Below are 14,904 nucleotides of genomic sequence, written 5' to 3'. Positions count from 1 at the left end.
CAAGACCTGAGAGGCAGTAAAAAAGCAGTACCCCGGAGAGGTGGCAGAGTGGTCGAATGTACCTGACTCGAAATCAGGCGTACGGTTTCCCCGTACCGTGGGTTCGAATCCCACCCTCTCCGCCAAATTCTGAAAACCCCTGCATGCTTAACCGCTGCAGGGGTTTTTGCTTTGCGGCGCCGGTTTTTTGGTGCCCATTTGTCTGTCGGCGCCGGTTTGTCTCGCAGCGCCGCTTCTCTCCTTTCCCCGAGCCTCACACCCCCATATGCCCGCGCCGCTCCAGCGAGCGCAGATACGTGCCCGAGATCGCCGAAGCGCCGTGATGCACGATCTTTTCGTCGATGAGCGCCCACACCGACAGGCCCGCCTCCCGCACGCGCCGGCAGAACGACAGATCCTCGGATAGGTACACGCCTTTCTCGCCGACCGTGTCGAAGAACGCGTGAAAGCGGCCGTCGGGCAGATAGGGCGCATATTGCGCGGGCGGCCGGTAAAGCTGCGTGAGCGGCGCAATCGCGTCGATCGCGTCGCGGCGCACGAGGAAAATGCCCGTGCCGATATGGCTCACCTCGGCCCAGCCGTTCGCGACCGAGCCGTTGCCCTGAGCGTCGGCGAGGATCGCGGTGTTGTACTCCACGGTCTTTTCCTGCCATTCGGCGAGCGACAGGCCCACGTCGTCCGCCGTGATGGTCTTGTTGCGGTCGAAGAAGCGATACGGGCACGCGATCCCGGCAACCGGCTTGTTGCCCGCGAGCAGACGCGGAATGGCGTCGCGCGAGAAATCCATGTCCGTGTCGAGAAACAGGATGTGCGTGAACTCCGGGTGGCTCAGAAAGTAATTCGCGAAGAAATTGCGCGCGCGAATGATGTGCGACGAGGCCGTGTGGATGTACTCGAAGCGCACGCCGGTGGACTTGAACGTCTCCATCAGGCGCGCGAGCGCCATGGCGAAGTCGAGGTGCACCGAGTTGTCGTAGGTGGGCAGGGCGATCAGTACGTTGACCGGCGCTGCCGTTGCCGTCGGCGCGGCGGGGGAGAGTGTGGATGAATCCATGGGATGGTGTTCCGCGTATGTCGTTGTAAGATATTTCCCATTCTTGAGGGCGGCTTGCGCGCGGACAATCGGACAGTTCCGAATGTCCGCCGGCCGGAGCGCGGCAGCGCCCCGGTACAATGTGCCTTTGCTCCTTTGTATGCGCGGCGGATCGCCCTGGCGGCGCCGCGCTCACCTGGTTCTCAGATGGCTATCACCTACAAGTCCGCGGACGACATCGCGCGTCTGCGCATCTCGGGCCGCCTCGCCGCCGACGTGCTCGCCATGATCGGCGAACACGTCAAGCCCGGCGTCTCCACCGACGACCTCGACGCGATCTGCAACGACTTCATCGTCAAGACGCTCAAGGCCGTGCCGGCCAACGTCGGCTACCTCGGTTTCCCGAAGACGATCTGCACCTCGGTCAATTCGGTCGTCTGCCACGGCATTCCGAACCGCAACGAAGTGCTCAAGGACGGCGACATCATCAACATCGACGTGGCCGTGATCAAGGACGGCTATTTCGGGGACACGAGCCGCATGTACACGGTCGGCACCCCGAGCACGGTCGGACGCCAGCTGATCGACACGACTTACGAGGCGATGCTCGCGGGCATCCGCGAGGTGAAGCCGGGCGCGACGCTCGGCGACGTGGGCCACGCGATCCAGAAGCGCGCCCAGGCCGATGGTTTCTCGATCGTGCGCGAGTATTGCGGCCACGGCATCGGCAAGGTCTATCACGAGGAGCCGCAGGTGCTGCACTACGGCCAGCCGGGGCAGGGCCTGCGCCTGAAGCCGGGCATGGTCTTCACGATCGAGCCGATGGTCAACGCGGGCCGCGCCGGCACGGCGGTGCAGCGCGACGGCTGGACGGTCGTCACCAAGGACCGCTCGCTCTCCGCGCAATGGGAGCACATGGTCGCCGTCACCGACGACGGCTACGAACTGCTCACGCCCTGGCCGGATGGCACGGGCAGCTACGAAGCGCCGTGATGGCGGGGATGCGGCCGCTCGGCCGCTCTGTCAAGTGCGCGATGAAGTTCCGCACAGATCGCGCTCGGGGAACGTTTTCGTCAAATAAGGATTTGACTCTCTGGCCAGTTCGGTTAAAGCTACGCGTTAGTGCTTTATTGGGGTTTACGACTGCATGAGTCCGTCACTGACCGTTCGCCGTATCGCTGCCGATCAGGGTGCCGTGCTCCGCGAGCTTCGTACCGCTTCGCTGCGCGACGCGCCTTATGCGTTCGGCGACTCGCTCGAAGACGCGCTGTCCGCCGATGCAGCCGTCTACGACGCGGCGGCCGCGCGTCACGCCGATTCGCATGCCGCCACTTCGTTCATCCTCTACACCGAGGGGCATCCGGCGGGGCTGATCGGCGCGAATTTCGAGAGTGCGCCGGCGCGCCGTGCGTTCGTGTTCGCGCTGTGGGTGGCGCCTGCCGTGCGTCATCTGCGTGGCGGCGAGCTGCTGTTGAACGCCGCGCTCGAATGGCTCGTGAGCGAAGGCGCGACGCAGGTCTACGCCTGGGTCACCGATTCGAACACCACCGCCATGCGTTTTTACGAGCGTCTGGGCTTCGGGCCCACGGGCGATCACGCGCGCAGCCAGCACTCGCCGGAGCAATGGGAAACGCTGCTCGTGCGCGACGTGTCCGATCCGGCGCAGCACGCGTCGGCGCAATGACTGAATGACGCCGCGCGTCGGCTGGCTTTTTTTCGCTGGTCTTGCGCGGTTTTTTCTGTCAGCTTCCCTGCTGTCTTTTCTGTCGTCGATTCAGCCGTGACGCGCCGCCGTCGCGCCGTGCGCCACTGCGCGCGAGCGCAGCGGCGTCGGCACGGCGTCCGTCGCGACATCATTCGCGGCGTTGTTCTCGCCTTGACCCCTTGCCGCAGCATGCCGAGCCATTAAAAATGATGGCCGTGCGCGTCGGCGCCTGTAAAATACGCAAAATTTTTCGCCGATCGCCATGTCGCCCAGGAAATCGCCATATTTTGAACTGAAGAGCGGTTCAGTCGATACGCTTCTGTTCGTGGTCAAAACGACTGAACTCGATGCGATGCGCGCCGAACTCACGCGGCGCTTCGAGGCGACCCCGGAGTTCTTCGCCAACGATACCGTGGCTATCGACATCCGCCGCCTGGCCGATGGCGAGCAGGTCGCGCTCGGCGACATCGCCCGTCTGCTCGAAAGCGTGCGCATGCGTCCCGTGGGCGTGGTCGCGCAAGCCGCCCAGCACGGCTGGGCCGCCGAAGCCGGACTGCCGTTCCTCGAAGCGCGCGACAAGCGCGGCGCCCACGCGAAGGGCGGCGCCGATGCCGACACCAGCGCGGAGCAGGCCGCCGCGCCGCAGGCAGAAGCCGCCAATGTCCCGGCCGCAGCCGACAAAGGCGCCGCGCAGCCTGAACTCTTTCCCACCACGACGACCGCAGAAGATGCGGCCACGGAAACGCTGGCGGAAACCCCGTCGCGCAACGCGCCCAAGGAACCCACGCTGGTGGTCGACCGTCCGCTGCGTTCGGGCCAGCGCGTCTACGCCAAGGGCGACCTCGTGGTGCTCGGCATGGTGTCGAACGGCGCCGAGGTGATCGCCGAAGGCAACATCCATATTTACGCGCCGTTGCGCGGCCGCGCGCTCGCGGGCGTGCACGGCAATCACGACGCACGCATTTTCTGCACGAGCCTCGAAGCGGAACTCATTTCGATCGCGGGCATCTACCGTACCACTGAAGTTCCACTCGCCGACGACGTGCGGGGCAAGCCGGCGCAAATCCGGCTCGACGAAGAAAAGCTGTTGATCGAACCGTTGAGGCTCACCTGAGTCGCCGCTCGCGCACCCGTGTGGCAGGCGGGGCGCTCACGAGCGGCACGCGATGAGACCAAACTGAGAAACTGACGAACGCAAGGTAAGGGAATGGCAAAAATCATTGTGGTGACTTCGGGCAAGGGTGGCGTCGGCAAAACGACCACGAGCGCGAGTTTCGCATCGGGCCTCGCGTTGCGCGGCCACAAGACCGCGGTCATCGACTTCGACGTGGGCCTGCGCAATCTCGACCTCATCATGGGTTGCGAGCGCCGCGTCGTGTACGACCTGATCAACGTGATCCAGGGTGAGGCGAACCTCAATCAGGCGCTCATCAAGGACAAGAAGTGTGAAAACCTGTTCATCCTGCCCGCCTCGCAGACGCGCGATAAAGACGCGCTCACGAAGGACGGCGTGGAGAAGGTGATCGAGGACCTGCGCAAGATGGACTTCGAATACATCGTGTGCGATTCGCCCGCGGGTATCGAGTCGGGCGCGATGCTGGCGATGCACTTCGCCGACGAAGCGCTCATCGTGACGAATCCTGAAGTGTCGTCGGTGCGCGACTCGGACCGTATTCTCGGCATGCTGTCGTCGAAGACGAAGCGCGCGATCGAAGGCAAGGAACCGATCAAGGAGCACCTGCTGATCACGCGTTACAGCCCGAAGCGCGTCAACGAAGGCGAGATGCTGTCGCTGTCGGACATCTCGGAGATCCTGCGCATCGACCTGATCGGCGTGATTCCCGAATCGGAAGCCGTGCTGCACGCGTCGAATCAGGGCCTGCCGGCCGTCCATCTCGACGGTACCGACGTCGCGGAAGCGTACAAGGACATCGTGTCGCGTTTTCTCGGCGAGGAGAAGTCGCTTCGTTTCACCGATTACCAGAAGCCGGGGCTCCTGCAGCGCCTGTTCGGTAGCAAGTAAGGGAGGCGCACGTCATGTCGTTTCTTTCGTTTTTTCTCGGCGAGAAGAAGAAGTCCGCCTCGGTAGCGAAGGAACGCCTGCAGCTCATCATCGCTCACGAGCGCGCAGGCGGTCATCCGCCCGCCGATTATCTGCCGGCTCTCCAACGCGAACTGGTCGCGGTGATCTCGAAGTACGTGAAGATCTCCGACGACGATATCCGCGTGAGCCTCGAACGCCAGGACGATCTCGAAGTCCTCGAGGTCAAGATCGAGATTCCGCAAGCCTGATCGCAGGCACGGCGCGCGGCCTCATGGCGCCGCGCGCATCTCAATTTGCGGGGCGGCGGTGCGCGTGGTAAACGGCGCCGCCGGCCGCTTTATCAGCGCCTCGCGCCGCTGGTTTTCTCCCGCTTCGCCCCTTCCTGACCCGACCGAAATATTCGGTTTCACTTCACCCTGAGCGGTTACACGACCGTTGTCAGCGCGGCGTCGCGCTCGCGCATTGAACCGGTAACGCCACTCATGGCGTCTTACTCAAGGGTGATCAACATGAAGAATTCGCTCCGCCTGCTCGTCGCCAAAACTGCCATCGTCGTCGCGGGCGCTTGCGCCGTCGCCGCGCCGGCGTTCGCCGAAGTCATCGTCGTTGCGCCGAGTGCGCCGCCCGTCGAGCGCGTCGAGGTCGTGCCCGCGCCGCGCGTCGGCTACGTCTGGGACAAGGGCCACTGGCGCTGGGATCACGGCCGCTACGTCTGGATCGGCGGCCACTGGCAGGCCGAGCGCGTGGGCTATCACTGGGTGCCGGGCCACTGGATCGCGCACGGGCCGAACTGGCGCTGGGTCGAAGGCCACTGGGCCGCTTGAGGCGCACGCGCTTCGTGATCCACTGACGTTCTCCGACGTCGCGCCTCTCGCGCCATTCGCGCCATTCACGGCGCAGCGAGCCCGGCGCGCGGCAGCGGTGCGAGTTTTCGCCCGTTGCCGTGCGCCGGGCTCGTTGCATTATGCGGGCGTGTCGAGTGCGTGCCCGCTGCGCGGGCAGGGCGCCGAGGACGCCGCGCGAGCCGCGTCGAGCCTGCCATTCAGACCCACCATCAAGCCCCGCTGGCAAGCCCGGCAATTAGGGCAGGGAAAGCCTGCGTATTCCGACGCGGATTCCGTCACTCGCATCAGGCTTCGTCCGTTAAAATCTCGGAAAAACGCAGGCAAATCACTGAATTGGGCCTTCGCCGGTCCGCAGCACAATGAAACGAGTCTTGATTGTCAAGGTGACCTCGCTCGGCGACGTCGTCGAGGCCCTTCCCGTAGTGGCCGATGTCCAGCGCGCGTACCCTGGCGTGATCGTCGACTGGGCCGTCGACGACGCCTTCGCGGAAATCGTGCACTGGAACGCGGGCGTCGACCGCGTGCTGTGCGCGCCGTTGCGCCGCTTCAAGAAAGCACGCAGCTGGAACGATCTCAAATCGATCTGGCAGTCGATTTCCGAACTGCGTGCGCATCGCTACGACGCCATCATCGACATTCACGGCGTCTACAAGAGCGCGATCATCGCGTTTCTCGCGCGTGGGCGCCGCCGCTTCGGCTATCTCGCGAAGGATCTCGGCGAGCGCGGCGCGGCGTTTGCGTACAACGGCCGCTTCGGTCCGCGTCCGCAATGCGATGCGTGGCTCGGCATGCGTATCAGCACGGGCGAGGCGCTCGGCTACACGATCGACACGCCGCCCGATTTCCAGATGCGCATTCCGCGCGACGGCAAGGCGCTGCCCGCGCCCGATGCGCCTACCGCGCTGATCTTCCACGCCACTTCGAAGGAAGAGAAGAAGTGGCCCGTCGAGCATTGGGGCGAGCTGTGCCGCGCGCTGATCGCGCGTGGCCTGCGTATCGAGCTGCCCTGGGGCTCGGACGCCGAGCATGACACCGCCCGTGAGATCGCGGCGCTCGTGCCCGGCGCGACGATCCTGCCGCGCCTCACGGTCACGCAGGTCGCGCAGCGCATCGAGGATTCGGCGCTCGTCGTGGGCACCGATACCGGCTTCGTGCACCTCGCCCACGCGCTGCTCAAGCCGACCATCATGATCTTCATCGCGACCAATGCCGAGCACCTCGGCGTGCGTGCGCCGCATCGCTCGATTTCGATCGGCGACGGTCATCACGTGCCGCCTGTTTCGGTGGCGATCGATGCCGTCGATCGCGTGTATCCCGCGCGCGATGCGGACGGCGCGCTGAAAGATCCGCGCGCGTCGAACGTCTGATTTTTAGCGGCTGTTTTTAACGGTCCTCCGCGGCATTTTTCTCGCGGTTTCCTGGCGCGCGTTCATCGCGCGCCGGCCGCTTTTGCACGATGCCTCGCGCGTCGTTTCGCACGCAGCGTCGCGGGTTTCTCCACGCGTTTTCCACGCCTTTCCCGCGCGTTTCTCATTACGAGGTTGTTAAAAGTGTCGTGCCTGTGTTGCACTCGGCGCGGCGCGCGCGCCTGTCCGCGTGCGAATGCGCGCGTGCTGTAACACGGGCCACACCGCTGCTTACAAATTGCAACGCCTGCGATGCGCGCCGTCGTGTTCAATGCAAACCGTCCGCAGTACGCGATTCCTCAAGCGGAACGCGCCGGACGCAAGACATTGACTCGATGGGAGAACGAAGTGAAACGATTGACGCTTACCCTGATCGCAGGTGCACTCTTCGCGGCGTCGCTGAGCGGATGCATCGTGGTGCCGCCGGGCGGCGGCTATGGCGGCGGTTACCATCACGGCTACTACTACCGTTGAGCACGACGGGCGCGGTGCCGATGCAGGCGGCGCGCTCAGGCCAGCAGCATTTCGACGGTGATGACGGCCGCGATGGCCGCGGCGTTGGCGACCAGGGCTTCGAGGACCACCGCGCGCCACGTTCGCGTACTCAGACGGAAGGCCAGGATCAGTGAGATGCCCAGCGCGAGCGCGATCATCAGGACGAGATCGGCGTTGCTCAGATGCAGGTTCATCGTTGGCCTCCCTGGCGCGGTCGCGCGGACGGTGTTGATGCCTCGTCATCGAGTATAGGCACGCGGCGCGCGGGCCCAAAGTGAACACAATCACCCACAAGAAAAAAGCGGAATCCGATGACCGGATTCCGCTTTTTTGTTTTTTGGCTTCGCTTTCGGCTTGCCGGTTCAGCGCATTACGTCAGCGACGTGTGGCGCGTTTCGCGCATGCAGAGCACGCCGACGAGGCTCACGCAGGCCGCGATCGACACATAGGCGCCGACCCACGACAGGCCGCCGCGCGCGGCCAGCACCTGCGCGATATACGGCGCAACCGACGCGCCCAGGATGCCGCCGAGGTTGTAGGCGACGCCCGCGCCCGTGTAGCGCACGCTGGTCGGGAACAGTTCGGGCAGCAGGGCGCCCATCGGCGCGAAGGTGGCGCCCATCAGGAACAGCTCGATCACGAGGAAGAGCAGCACCAGCGGCAGCGAGCCGCTGCCGAGCAGCGGCTGCATCGTGAAGCCCGAGAGAATCGCCAGAATGCAGCCGACGATCAGCACCGGCCTGCGGCCGAAACGGTCGGACAGCGCCGCCGAAATCGGCGTGGCGATGCCCATGAACACCACCGCGATGCAGAGCATGCCGAGGAAGGTCGGACGCGGAATATGCAGCGCCGTCACGCCGTGCGAGAGCGAGAACACCGTCGCGTTGTAGAACAGCGTGTAGCAGACCACCATCGCCAGCGCGCCGAGGATCGTCGGCCACCAGTAGCTCGACAGCAGCGTCGCGACCGGCACCTTGACGCGCTCCTCGCGCTCGACGGCCGCCTTGAACGCGGGCGTTTCGGCGATCTTCAGGCGCACGTACAGGCCGAGCGCGACGAGCACCGCCGAGACGATGAACGGCACGCGCCAGCCCCAGTCGCGGAACTGCTGGTCCGAGAGCGTCGAGGCGAGGCCGAAGAACAGGCCGTTTGAGGCGAGAAAGCCCACCGACGGGCCGAGCTGCGGGAACATGCCGAACCAGCCGCGCTTGCCTTGCGGCGCGTATTCGGTCGCGAGCAGCGCCGCGCCGCCCCATTCGCCGCCGAGGCCGATGCCCTGGCCGAAGCGCAGCACGCACAGCAGGATCGGCGCGAGGCTGCCGATCGAGTCGTAGCCGGGCACGAAGCCGATCAGCGTGGTCGAGACGCCCATCACGAGCAGCGAGGCCACCAGCGTCGATTTACGGCCGATGCGGTCGCCGAAATGGCCGAACAGGAACGAGCCGATCGGACGCGCGACGAAGGCGATGCCGAAGGTCACGAACGCCGACAGCGCCTGCGCCGTCGCCGAGCCGTGCGGGAAGAACACCGGGCCGATCACGAGCGCGGCGGCCGTTGCGTAGACATAGAAGTCGTAAAACTCGATCGCGGTGCCGATAAAGCTCGCGAAAATCACGCGCGCCGTGCTTTGCTGGCGGGCGTCGGGCTGGTCGGCGCTCGCCGACGAGAGCGGGGAGGTGGACATCGGGGTCTCCAGTCGTTGTGACGCGCGCTGACGCGCTTTCCCCGCCGGGCCGAGGGCGGCGGCGAGGGCGCAAGGCGCGGCGCGGGCGTCTTTGTGCAGGTTTCGAAGTCCGGCGGGCGGGCGCGGATGCCGAGGCGGCACCTTGGGGCGACATGCTTGAGCCGGCAACGAATCGTCAGTATGCATCGCGCAGCGTCAGCTGTGCGCGCGAAGGCGTGGACCGTCCGGCGCGCGCGGATAGGCGCGGGCACGATGCAGATACGGTCGAAGCGCGCTTCGGCGCGGCGCGGGTGGCGACGGACGAAGGCGTGGCCGGGCAGATGCCGGCGAGGGGTAGCGAAAAATTATAACGAGCGGGCGCGCCGCGCAGCAAGGCACATGCAAGCGTGGCGCGGGCGCGTCGAAAGGCGCGCTCGCGGGCGAAGTGGACGCTCGGTTGAAGCTCGGTCGACGCTCAGTTGAAGTTCTGCGCTTGCGGCGAGGCGAGCGTGCGGAGCTGGAACTTGCCGTTGTCGTTGAACAGCCAGTCCTCGAACAGCTCGATCTGGCCGGCCGAGTCGAGCAGGCGCGGCGGCGGCGGCGGCAGCGGCGTTGCGTGACGCAGCGTGGCGAGCGCGGTGGATTCGGCGTCGTCGTCGCCATTGGTGCGGAACACCGACGACTTGACCACCTGACCCTCGCGATTGACCGTGAACGAGACGACCACGAGCGAACGCAGCATCGCCTGCGGCGTGCCGTGCAGCACCGCCGACGGATTGCGCTCGACGATGCGTTTCGCCACGGCCGCCTTGTATTGGTCGAGCGTCGTGCTGTTGATGGCTTCGGGAGGAATCACGAGCAGCGGTCGAGGCGGCGGCGTGATCGTGCAGGCGCTCGCGAGCGCGAGCAGCACGATTGCACCGAGACGCCGCAGCGGCGCTGCGTGTGCGATGTGAGCGATGTTCAGTCGGGAGGCGCTCGCGGTGTGATCACCGCTGCGCGTGCGGACGCGGATGAGCATGTTTGCCAGGCTCGAATGCGAAACCAGATTCGAGCTTAGTCGAAACGGTGCGGGATGCAATCCGAACTCTCCCGCGCAAGGGCGGGAAGCTGGCGGGTTGTGTGCGCCTGGGCGCTTATCGGCTGCCGCGTTTATTCGACGGGGAATTGCGCGCAGGGGTCCGCGGTCACGGTCGCGCAGGCGTACGAGTATTCGCCGCTCTTGAGGAACAGCTCCTTGCCGACTTGCACGTTCGCGCGCAGATCGGGCGAGCTTTCCCAGGCGATGTAGCCCGAGCACATCACGGCAGACAGAACGACGAACGAAAAGGCCAGCTTTTCAAAGACTTGGTAACGGTGCGGCATGGTGAGCAATCCCCTGAACAGGCGATAGTTTACCGCAATACTAGGGTTTTCACCTAGGGTTATGCCAGGGTTCTGGCATGGTGTATGAATTGGGCGAATTAGTTATTCGACCCTTAAAGTGGAATCGACGCGCGTGGGCCGTTGTCGAGCGAGGCTCGATGAGCGATTGGATGCGGTGCGTTGGGTGTTTTTTCAGCCGCGGAACGCGGGTCTGAGAGCGAAGCGTCGGTGCCGCGAAAAGGGCGCCGGGCGTTCGCGATGAGGCGTGCGAGGGTCGCTGGCGGAGGCGGTGAGATTCGAACTCACGGAAGGGTTACCCCTTCGCCGGTTTTCAAGACCGGTGCATTCAACCACTCTGCCACACCTCCGAAGGCGCGCATTGTAACCTGGAATGTGCGCGCGCCGGCAGCCTCGCCGGCGGCGCGCACCGAAATGCGCATTGGAACCTCAGCGCGAACCTCGGCGCAAACCTCGGCGCGAACTCAGGACCCGTCCTTGAGAAACAGCTCCTGCAGATCGTTGAGAAAACGCTGACCCAGCTCGGTCGGCACGATCTTCTCGTAATCGCGCGTGATCAGCCCGCGTTTCTCCGCTTCCTGTAATTGCGGTTCGATCGTCGTGATCGGCAAACCCGTGCGCTCGATGAAGCGATGCACCGGAAAGCCTTCCACGAGCCGCAGCGCGTTGAGCATGAACTCGAACGGCAGATCGCGCGCGCCGACCTCATGCTCCTCCTGCACCGGCGAGCCCGCGCGCGCCTGCTCGATGAACGTCGACGGATGCTTGTAGCGCATCTGCCGCACGATGCGGTTCGGGAACGACAGCTTCGTATGCGCGCCCGCGCCGATGCCGAGGTAATCGCCGAAACGCCAGTAGTTGAGGTTGTGGCGGCTCTGATGGCCGGGCTGCGCATACGCCGACACCTCGTAGCGCCCATAACCCGCCTCGGCCGTGCGCGCGTGAATCCACTCCTGCATGTCGGCGGACTGGTCGTCGTCGGGCAGGGCGGGCGGAAACTTCGCGAACAGCGTGTTCGGTTCCAGCGTGAGGTGATAGAGCGACAGATGCGGCGGCTTGAACGCGAGCGCCGTTTCGATATCGGCCTGACATTCGGCGAGCGTCTGCTGCGGCAGCGCGAACATCAGATCGAGATTGAAGTTGTCGAAGGTCTTCGCCGCGACTTCCACCGCGTGGCGCGCCTGCGCCGCGTCGTGAATGCGCCCGAGCGCCTTCAGATGCGCCTCGTTGAAGCTCTGGATGCCGACCGACAGCCGGTTCACGCCGCTCGCGCGGAATTGCGCGAACTTGTCCGCCTCGAACGTGCCCGGATTGGCTTCGAGCGTGATTTCGGCGTCGGCGTCGAGCGGCAGCAGCGCGCGCACGTCGGAGAGCAGGCGGTCGAGCCCTTTCGCCGAGAGCAGGCTGGGCGTGCCGCCGCCGATGAAGATCGTATGCACCTGGCGGCCCCATACGAGCGGCAGCGCCTGTTCGAGATCGGCGCGCAGCGCGTCGAGGTAATCGTCCTCGGGAAAGCGATCGCCTTTCCATTCGTGCGAGTTGAAATCGCAGTACGGGCACTTGCGCACGCACCACGGGAAATGCACGTAAAGCGAAAGCGGCGGCAGCGATGTGAGGCGGATGCTGCCCGGCATCGTGAACGACTTCACGACTTCGATGCCGATGCGGTGCTGCTGGCTCACGCTAGCTCCTCGAGGCGCGCGAGCAGGGCGCGCAGGGCGATCGCGCGATGGCTCGACGCGTTCTTGAGCGCCGGATCGAGTTCGGCGGCGGTGGCTTCGAGGCCCGGGATGTAGAAGTACGGGTCGTAGCCGAAGCCGTTCTCACCGCGCGGCGCGTCGATCACTTCGCCGTGCCAGCGGCCTTCGGCGATCAGCGGTTCGGGGTCGTCGGCGTGGCGCACGAGCGCGAGCACGCAGTAGTAGTACGCGCGGCGGTCGGCGTGTTCCTGCAGATTCGCGACGAGCAGCGCGTTGTTCGCGGCATCGCTTTTCTCGCCGCCCGCACGCTGCGCGTAGCGCGCCGAATACACGCCCGGCGCGCCGCCCAGCACGCTCACGCAAAGGCCGGAATCGTCGGCGATGGCCGGCAGGCCGGTCAGCTTCGCGGCGTGGCGCGCCTTGGCGAGCGCGTTCTCCACGAAGGTGACGTGCGGCTCCTCGGCTTCGGGCACGCCAAGCTCGCCTTGCGTCACGAGTTCGATGCCCGCCGCGCCGAGCAGCGCCGCGAATTCACGTAGCTTGCCGGCGTTGTTCGAGGCCAGCACGACGCGGCCCGACAGGCCGCCCTGGCCAGCGGTATCAGCCATGTGCGATCTCCAGCGCGGCCTTTTGCTTCTCGATCAGCGTGCGGATGCCGCCTTGCGCGAGGTCGAGGAGCGCGTTGAGTTCGTCGCGCGAGAACGGCGCGCCTTCGGCCGTGCCTTGCACTTCAACCATGCCGCCCGAGCCCGTCATGACGACGTTCATGTCGGTGTCGCATTGCGAGTCTTCGGCGTAGTCGAGGTCGAGCACGGGCAGGCCTTCGTAGACGCCGACCGAGATCGCCGCCACGTAGTCGGTGATCGGCGAGCGTTCGATGCGGCCGGTTGCGAGCAGCTTCGAGACGGCGTCGTGCGCCGCGACGAACGCGCCCGTAATGGCGGCCGTGCGCGTGCCGCCGTCGGCCTGCAGCACGTCGCAATCGAGGTTGATGGTGCGTGCGCCGAGCGCTTCCAGATCGAACACCGCGCGCATCGCGCGGCCGATCAGGCGCTGGATTTCCTGGGTGCGGCCCGTCTGCTTGCCGCGTGCGGCTTCGCGGTCGCTGCGCGTGTGCGTGGCGCGCGGCAGCATGCCGTATTCGGCGGTGAGCCAGCCCTGGCCCTTGTCGCGCAGGAACGGCGGCACGCTTTCCGAGACGCTCGCGGTGCACAGCACCTTGGTGTCGCCGAATTCGACGAGCACCGACCCTTCTGCGTACTTCGTGAAATGGCGGGTGATGCGGACGTCGCGAAGCTGGTCGGCGGCGCGGCCGGAGGGGCGCTGGATGGATTGGGTCATCGTCGGGCGTGCGGGGGCACGGCAAAGGAAGGGGAAAACGCAATTTTAGCGCCTTCGCACTGCGGACGCGGGGCGCGGGTTCCGGCCTGGCGGGGCCGGTTTCGCGCCGCACGCCGCCGCGGCTGGCTGGCGGCCCGCCGCTGGGCCGGCCGGCGGACCCCGCCGAACGGGCGGGCGCGCGGCCAAAAATGGGATAATGGCGATTCTCCGCCCCGCGTCATCGATTGCACGAGTCCACGCCGGGCGCCTCGATTTTTCCTCGCCGTGAGCCGCGCCCGTCATCGGCGCGCCGCATGGCTTTTACGCGAGACGAACCATGATCTACAGCATGACCGGCTATGCCAGCGCCACGCGCGAACTGGTGGCGGCATCGGGCACTGGCGGCGCCAGCGTGTCCGTCGAACTGCGCACCGTGAATTCGCGCTTTCTCGACCTGAATTTCCGCATGCCGGAAGACGTGCGCGTGTGCGAACCCACGCTGCGCGAAATGCTGATGACGAAGCTCTCGCGCGGCAAGGTCGATATCCGCATCAACATCCAGCGCAGCGAGCAGGGCGCCAACGCCGGCTCGCTGAACCGCGACGCGCTCGAACAGCTCGCCTCGCTCGAACGCGCGGTGCTCGACGCATTTCCCGAGTCGGGCCGCCTGCGCACCGGCGAGATCCTGCGCTGGCCGGGCGTGCTGGCGGAAAGCGGCGTCGCGCCCGAAGTGCTGCGCGACGCGGTGCTCGGCTGCGGCAAGCAGGCCATCGCCGACCTGATCGACGTGCGCGGCCGCGAAGGCGCGCAACTCGCGAACATGCTGCTCGCCAACGTCGCCGAGATGGAAGCGATCGTCGCGAAGATCACGCCGCTCGTGCCGGACCTGATCGTCAAGCATCAGCAGAAAATCGTCGAGCGTCTGCAGGAAGCGCTCGGCATCGCCGCGCCGGAAGCGAACGGCAACGGCAATATCGGCAGCGTGTCGCGCGAGGAAGTCGCCGAACGCATTCGCCAGGAAGTGACGATGTACGGCATCCGCATCGACATCACCGAAGAACTCTCGCGCCTGTCCGCGCATCTTTCGGAAACGCGTCACGTGATCGAGAAGGGCGGCCGTGTGGGCAAGCGTCTCGACTTCATGATGCAGGAGCTGAACCGCGAAGCGAACACGCTCGGTTCGAAGGCGGCGGCCAAGGAACTCGCCGACGCGTCGATGACGCTCAAGCTGCTCATCGAGCAGATGCGCGAGCAGGTGCAGAACCTCGAATAAAAAGTGCGCGCGGCAACATGTGCAAGCGCGCGTAAAG

The 14,904-nt window shown here is 65.6% G+C and carries 18 protein-coding genes and 2 tRNA genes; 10 read left to right on the top strand and 10 right to left on the bottom strand.

What is annotated here, in order from left to right; all coding sequences use genetic code 11:
- Positions 1-34: 34 nt before the first annotated feature.
- Positions 35-125 (top strand) — tRNA-Ser (locus LDO54_RS00215).
- 128 nt (positions 126-253) lie between these two features.
- On the opposite strand, the gene LDO54_RS00210 is transcribed toward LDO54_RS00215, so the two are convergent.
- A complete protein-coding gene (locus LDO54_RS00210) occupies positions 254-1,054 on the bottom strand; it encodes a hypothetical protein (RefSeq protein WP_224004319.1) in 801 nt (266 codons plus the stop codon).
- Positions 1,055-1,240: 186 nt separating this feature from the next.
- On the opposite strand from LDO54_RS00210, the gene map reads away from it, so the two are divergent.
- Both map and LDO54_RS00200 read left to right on the top strand, forming a co-directional pair.
- Entirely contained in the window at positions 1,241-2,026 is a 786-nt protein-coding gene (gene map / locus LDO54_RS00205) for a type I methionyl aminopeptidase (RefSeq protein ID WP_224004317.1), read from the top strand.
- A 154-nt stretch (positions 2,027-2,180) separates the two neighbouring features.
- A complete protein-coding gene (locus LDO54_RS00200; protein ID WP_224004314.1) occupies positions 2,181-2,717 on the top strand; it encodes a GNAT family N-acetyltransferase in 537 nt (178 codons plus the stop codon).
- A 90-nt stretch (positions 2,718-2,807) separates the two neighbouring features.
- On the opposite strand, the gene LDO54_RS00195 is transcribed toward LDO54_RS00200, so the two are convergent.
- Entirely contained in the window at positions 2,808-3,071 is a 264-nt protein-coding gene (locus tag LDO54_RS00195) for a hypothetical protein (protein WP_224004677.1), read from the bottom strand.
- Between LDO54_RS00195 and minC the strand changes: the two genes are divergently transcribed.
- The 6 genes from minC (at position 3,001) to LDO54_RS00165 (ending at position 7,507) form a co-directional block, all read left to right on the top strand.
- Complete coding sequence (gene minC / locus LDO54_RS00190) at positions 3,001-3,852, top strand: septum site-determining protein MinC (RefSeq protein WP_224004311.1); 852 nt, start codon at positions 3,001-3,003, stop codon at positions 3,850-3,852. The genes LDO54_RS00195 and minC overlap by 71 nt on opposite strands.
- A gap of 93 nt (positions 3,853-3,945) precedes the next feature.
- Positions 3,946-4,761 (top strand): septum site-determining protein MinD, encoded by an 816-nt coding sequence (gene minD / locus LDO54_RS00185; RefSeq protein WP_224004310.1) that lies wholly within the window; start codon positions 3,946-3,948, stop codon positions 4,759-4,761.
- 14 nt (positions 4,762-4,775) lie between these two features.
- The gene (minE, locus tag LDO54_RS00180; RefSeq protein WP_028215841.1) at positions 4,776-5,030 is read left to right on the top strand and encodes a cell division topological specificity factor MinE; all 255 of its coding nucleotides are present in this window, start codon (positions 4,776-4,778) and stop codon (positions 5,028-5,030) included.
- A 261-nt stretch (positions 5,031-5,291) separates the two neighbouring features.
- Positions 5,292-5,606: a YXWGXW repeat-containing protein gene (locus tag LDO54_RS00175; RefSeq protein WP_224004307.1), complete on the top strand. Its 315-nt coding sequence runs from the start codon at positions 5,292-5,294 to the stop codon at positions 5,604-5,606.
- Positions 5,607-5,986: 380 nt separating this feature from the next.
- On the top strand, positions 5,987-6,994 hold the full coding sequence (gene waaC / locus LDO54_RS00170) for a lipopolysaccharide heptosyltransferase I (RefSeq protein ID WP_224004291.1): 1,008 nt from the start codon (positions 5,987-5,989) through the stop codon (positions 6,992-6,994).
- Positions 6,995-7,285: 291 nt separating this feature from the next.
- Complete coding sequence (locus tag LDO54_RS00165; RefSeq protein WP_224004674.1) at positions 7,286-7,507, top strand: hypothetical protein; 222 nt, start codon at positions 7,286-7,288, stop codon at positions 7,505-7,507.
- 35 nt (positions 7,508-7,542) lie between these two features.
- Here LDO54_RS00165 and LDO54_RS00160 read toward each other — a convergent pair whose 3' ends face one another.
- The 8 genes from LDO54_RS00160 to rph all read right to left on the bottom strand — a co-directional run bounded on the left by LDO54_RS00160 (position 7,543) and on the right by rph (position 13,615).
- The gene (locus LDO54_RS00160; protein WP_224004288.1) at positions 7,543-7,722 is read right to left on the bottom strand and encodes a hypothetical protein; all 180 of its coding nucleotides are present in this window, start codon (positions 7,720-7,722) and stop codon (positions 7,543-7,545) included.
- A gap of 176 nt (positions 7,723-7,898) precedes the next feature.
- Positions 7,899-9,212 carry an MFS transporter gene (locus LDO54_RS00155; RefSeq protein ID WP_224004285.1) on the bottom strand — a complete coding sequence of 438 codons (1,314 nt, stop codon included), beginning with the start codon at positions 9,210-9,212 and terminating at the stop codon, positions 7,899-7,901.
- 454 nt (positions 9,213-9,666) lie between these two features.
- A complete protein-coding gene (locus tag LDO54_RS00150) occupies positions 9,667-10,212 on the bottom strand; it encodes a TonB family protein (protein WP_224004282.1) in 546 nt (181 codons plus the stop codon).
- Between the two features lie 131 nt (positions 10,213-10,343).
- Positions 10,344-10,556, bottom strand: coding sequence for a hypothetical protein (locus LDO54_RS00145; RefSeq protein ID WP_224004279.1), 213 nt, complete (start codon positions 10,554-10,556; stop codon positions 10,344-10,346).
- Positions 10,557-10,834: 278 nt separating this feature from the next.
- Positions 10,835-10,924, bottom strand: a tRNA-Ser gene (locus LDO54_RS00140).
- A gap of 114 nt (positions 10,925-11,038) precedes the next feature.
- Positions 11,039-12,208 (bottom strand): radical SAM family heme chaperone HemW, encoded by a 1,170-nt coding sequence (hemW, locus tag LDO54_RS00135; protein ID WP_224004647.1) that lies wholly within the window; start codon positions 12,206-12,208, stop codon positions 11,039-11,041.
- Between the two features lie 44 nt (positions 12,209-12,252).
- Entirely contained in the window at positions 12,253-12,882 is a 630-nt protein-coding gene (gene rdgB / locus LDO54_RS00130; RefSeq protein WP_224004276.1) for an RdgB/HAM1 family non-canonical purine NTP pyrophosphatase, read from the bottom strand.
- A complete protein-coding gene (gene rph, locus LDO54_RS00125; protein ID WP_224004273.1) occupies positions 12,875-13,615 on the bottom strand; it encodes a ribonuclease PH in 741 nt (246 codons plus the stop codon). Before rph ends, rdgB begins: the two co-directional genes overlap by 8 nt.
- Before the next feature lie 316 nt (positions 13,616-13,931).
- Between rph and LDO54_RS00120 the strand changes: the two genes are divergently transcribed.
- Positions 13,932-14,867, top strand: coding sequence for a YicC/YloC family endoribonuclease (locus LDO54_RS00120; RefSeq protein WP_224004270.1), 936 nt, complete (start codon positions 13,932-13,934; stop codon positions 14,865-14,867).
- Positions 14,868-14,904 lie beyond the last annotated feature (37 nt).

Source organism: Paraburkholderia tropica, assembly GCF_914484835.1.
In the GTDB taxonomy this organism is placed as follows: domain Bacteria; phylum Pseudomonadota; class Gammaproteobacteria; order Burkholderiales; family Burkholderiaceae; genus Paraburkholderia; species Paraburkholderia tropica_A.
The sequence above is the reverse complement of the archived record's forward strand: the minus strand, read 5'-3'. Positions and strand labels throughout refer to the sequence as shown.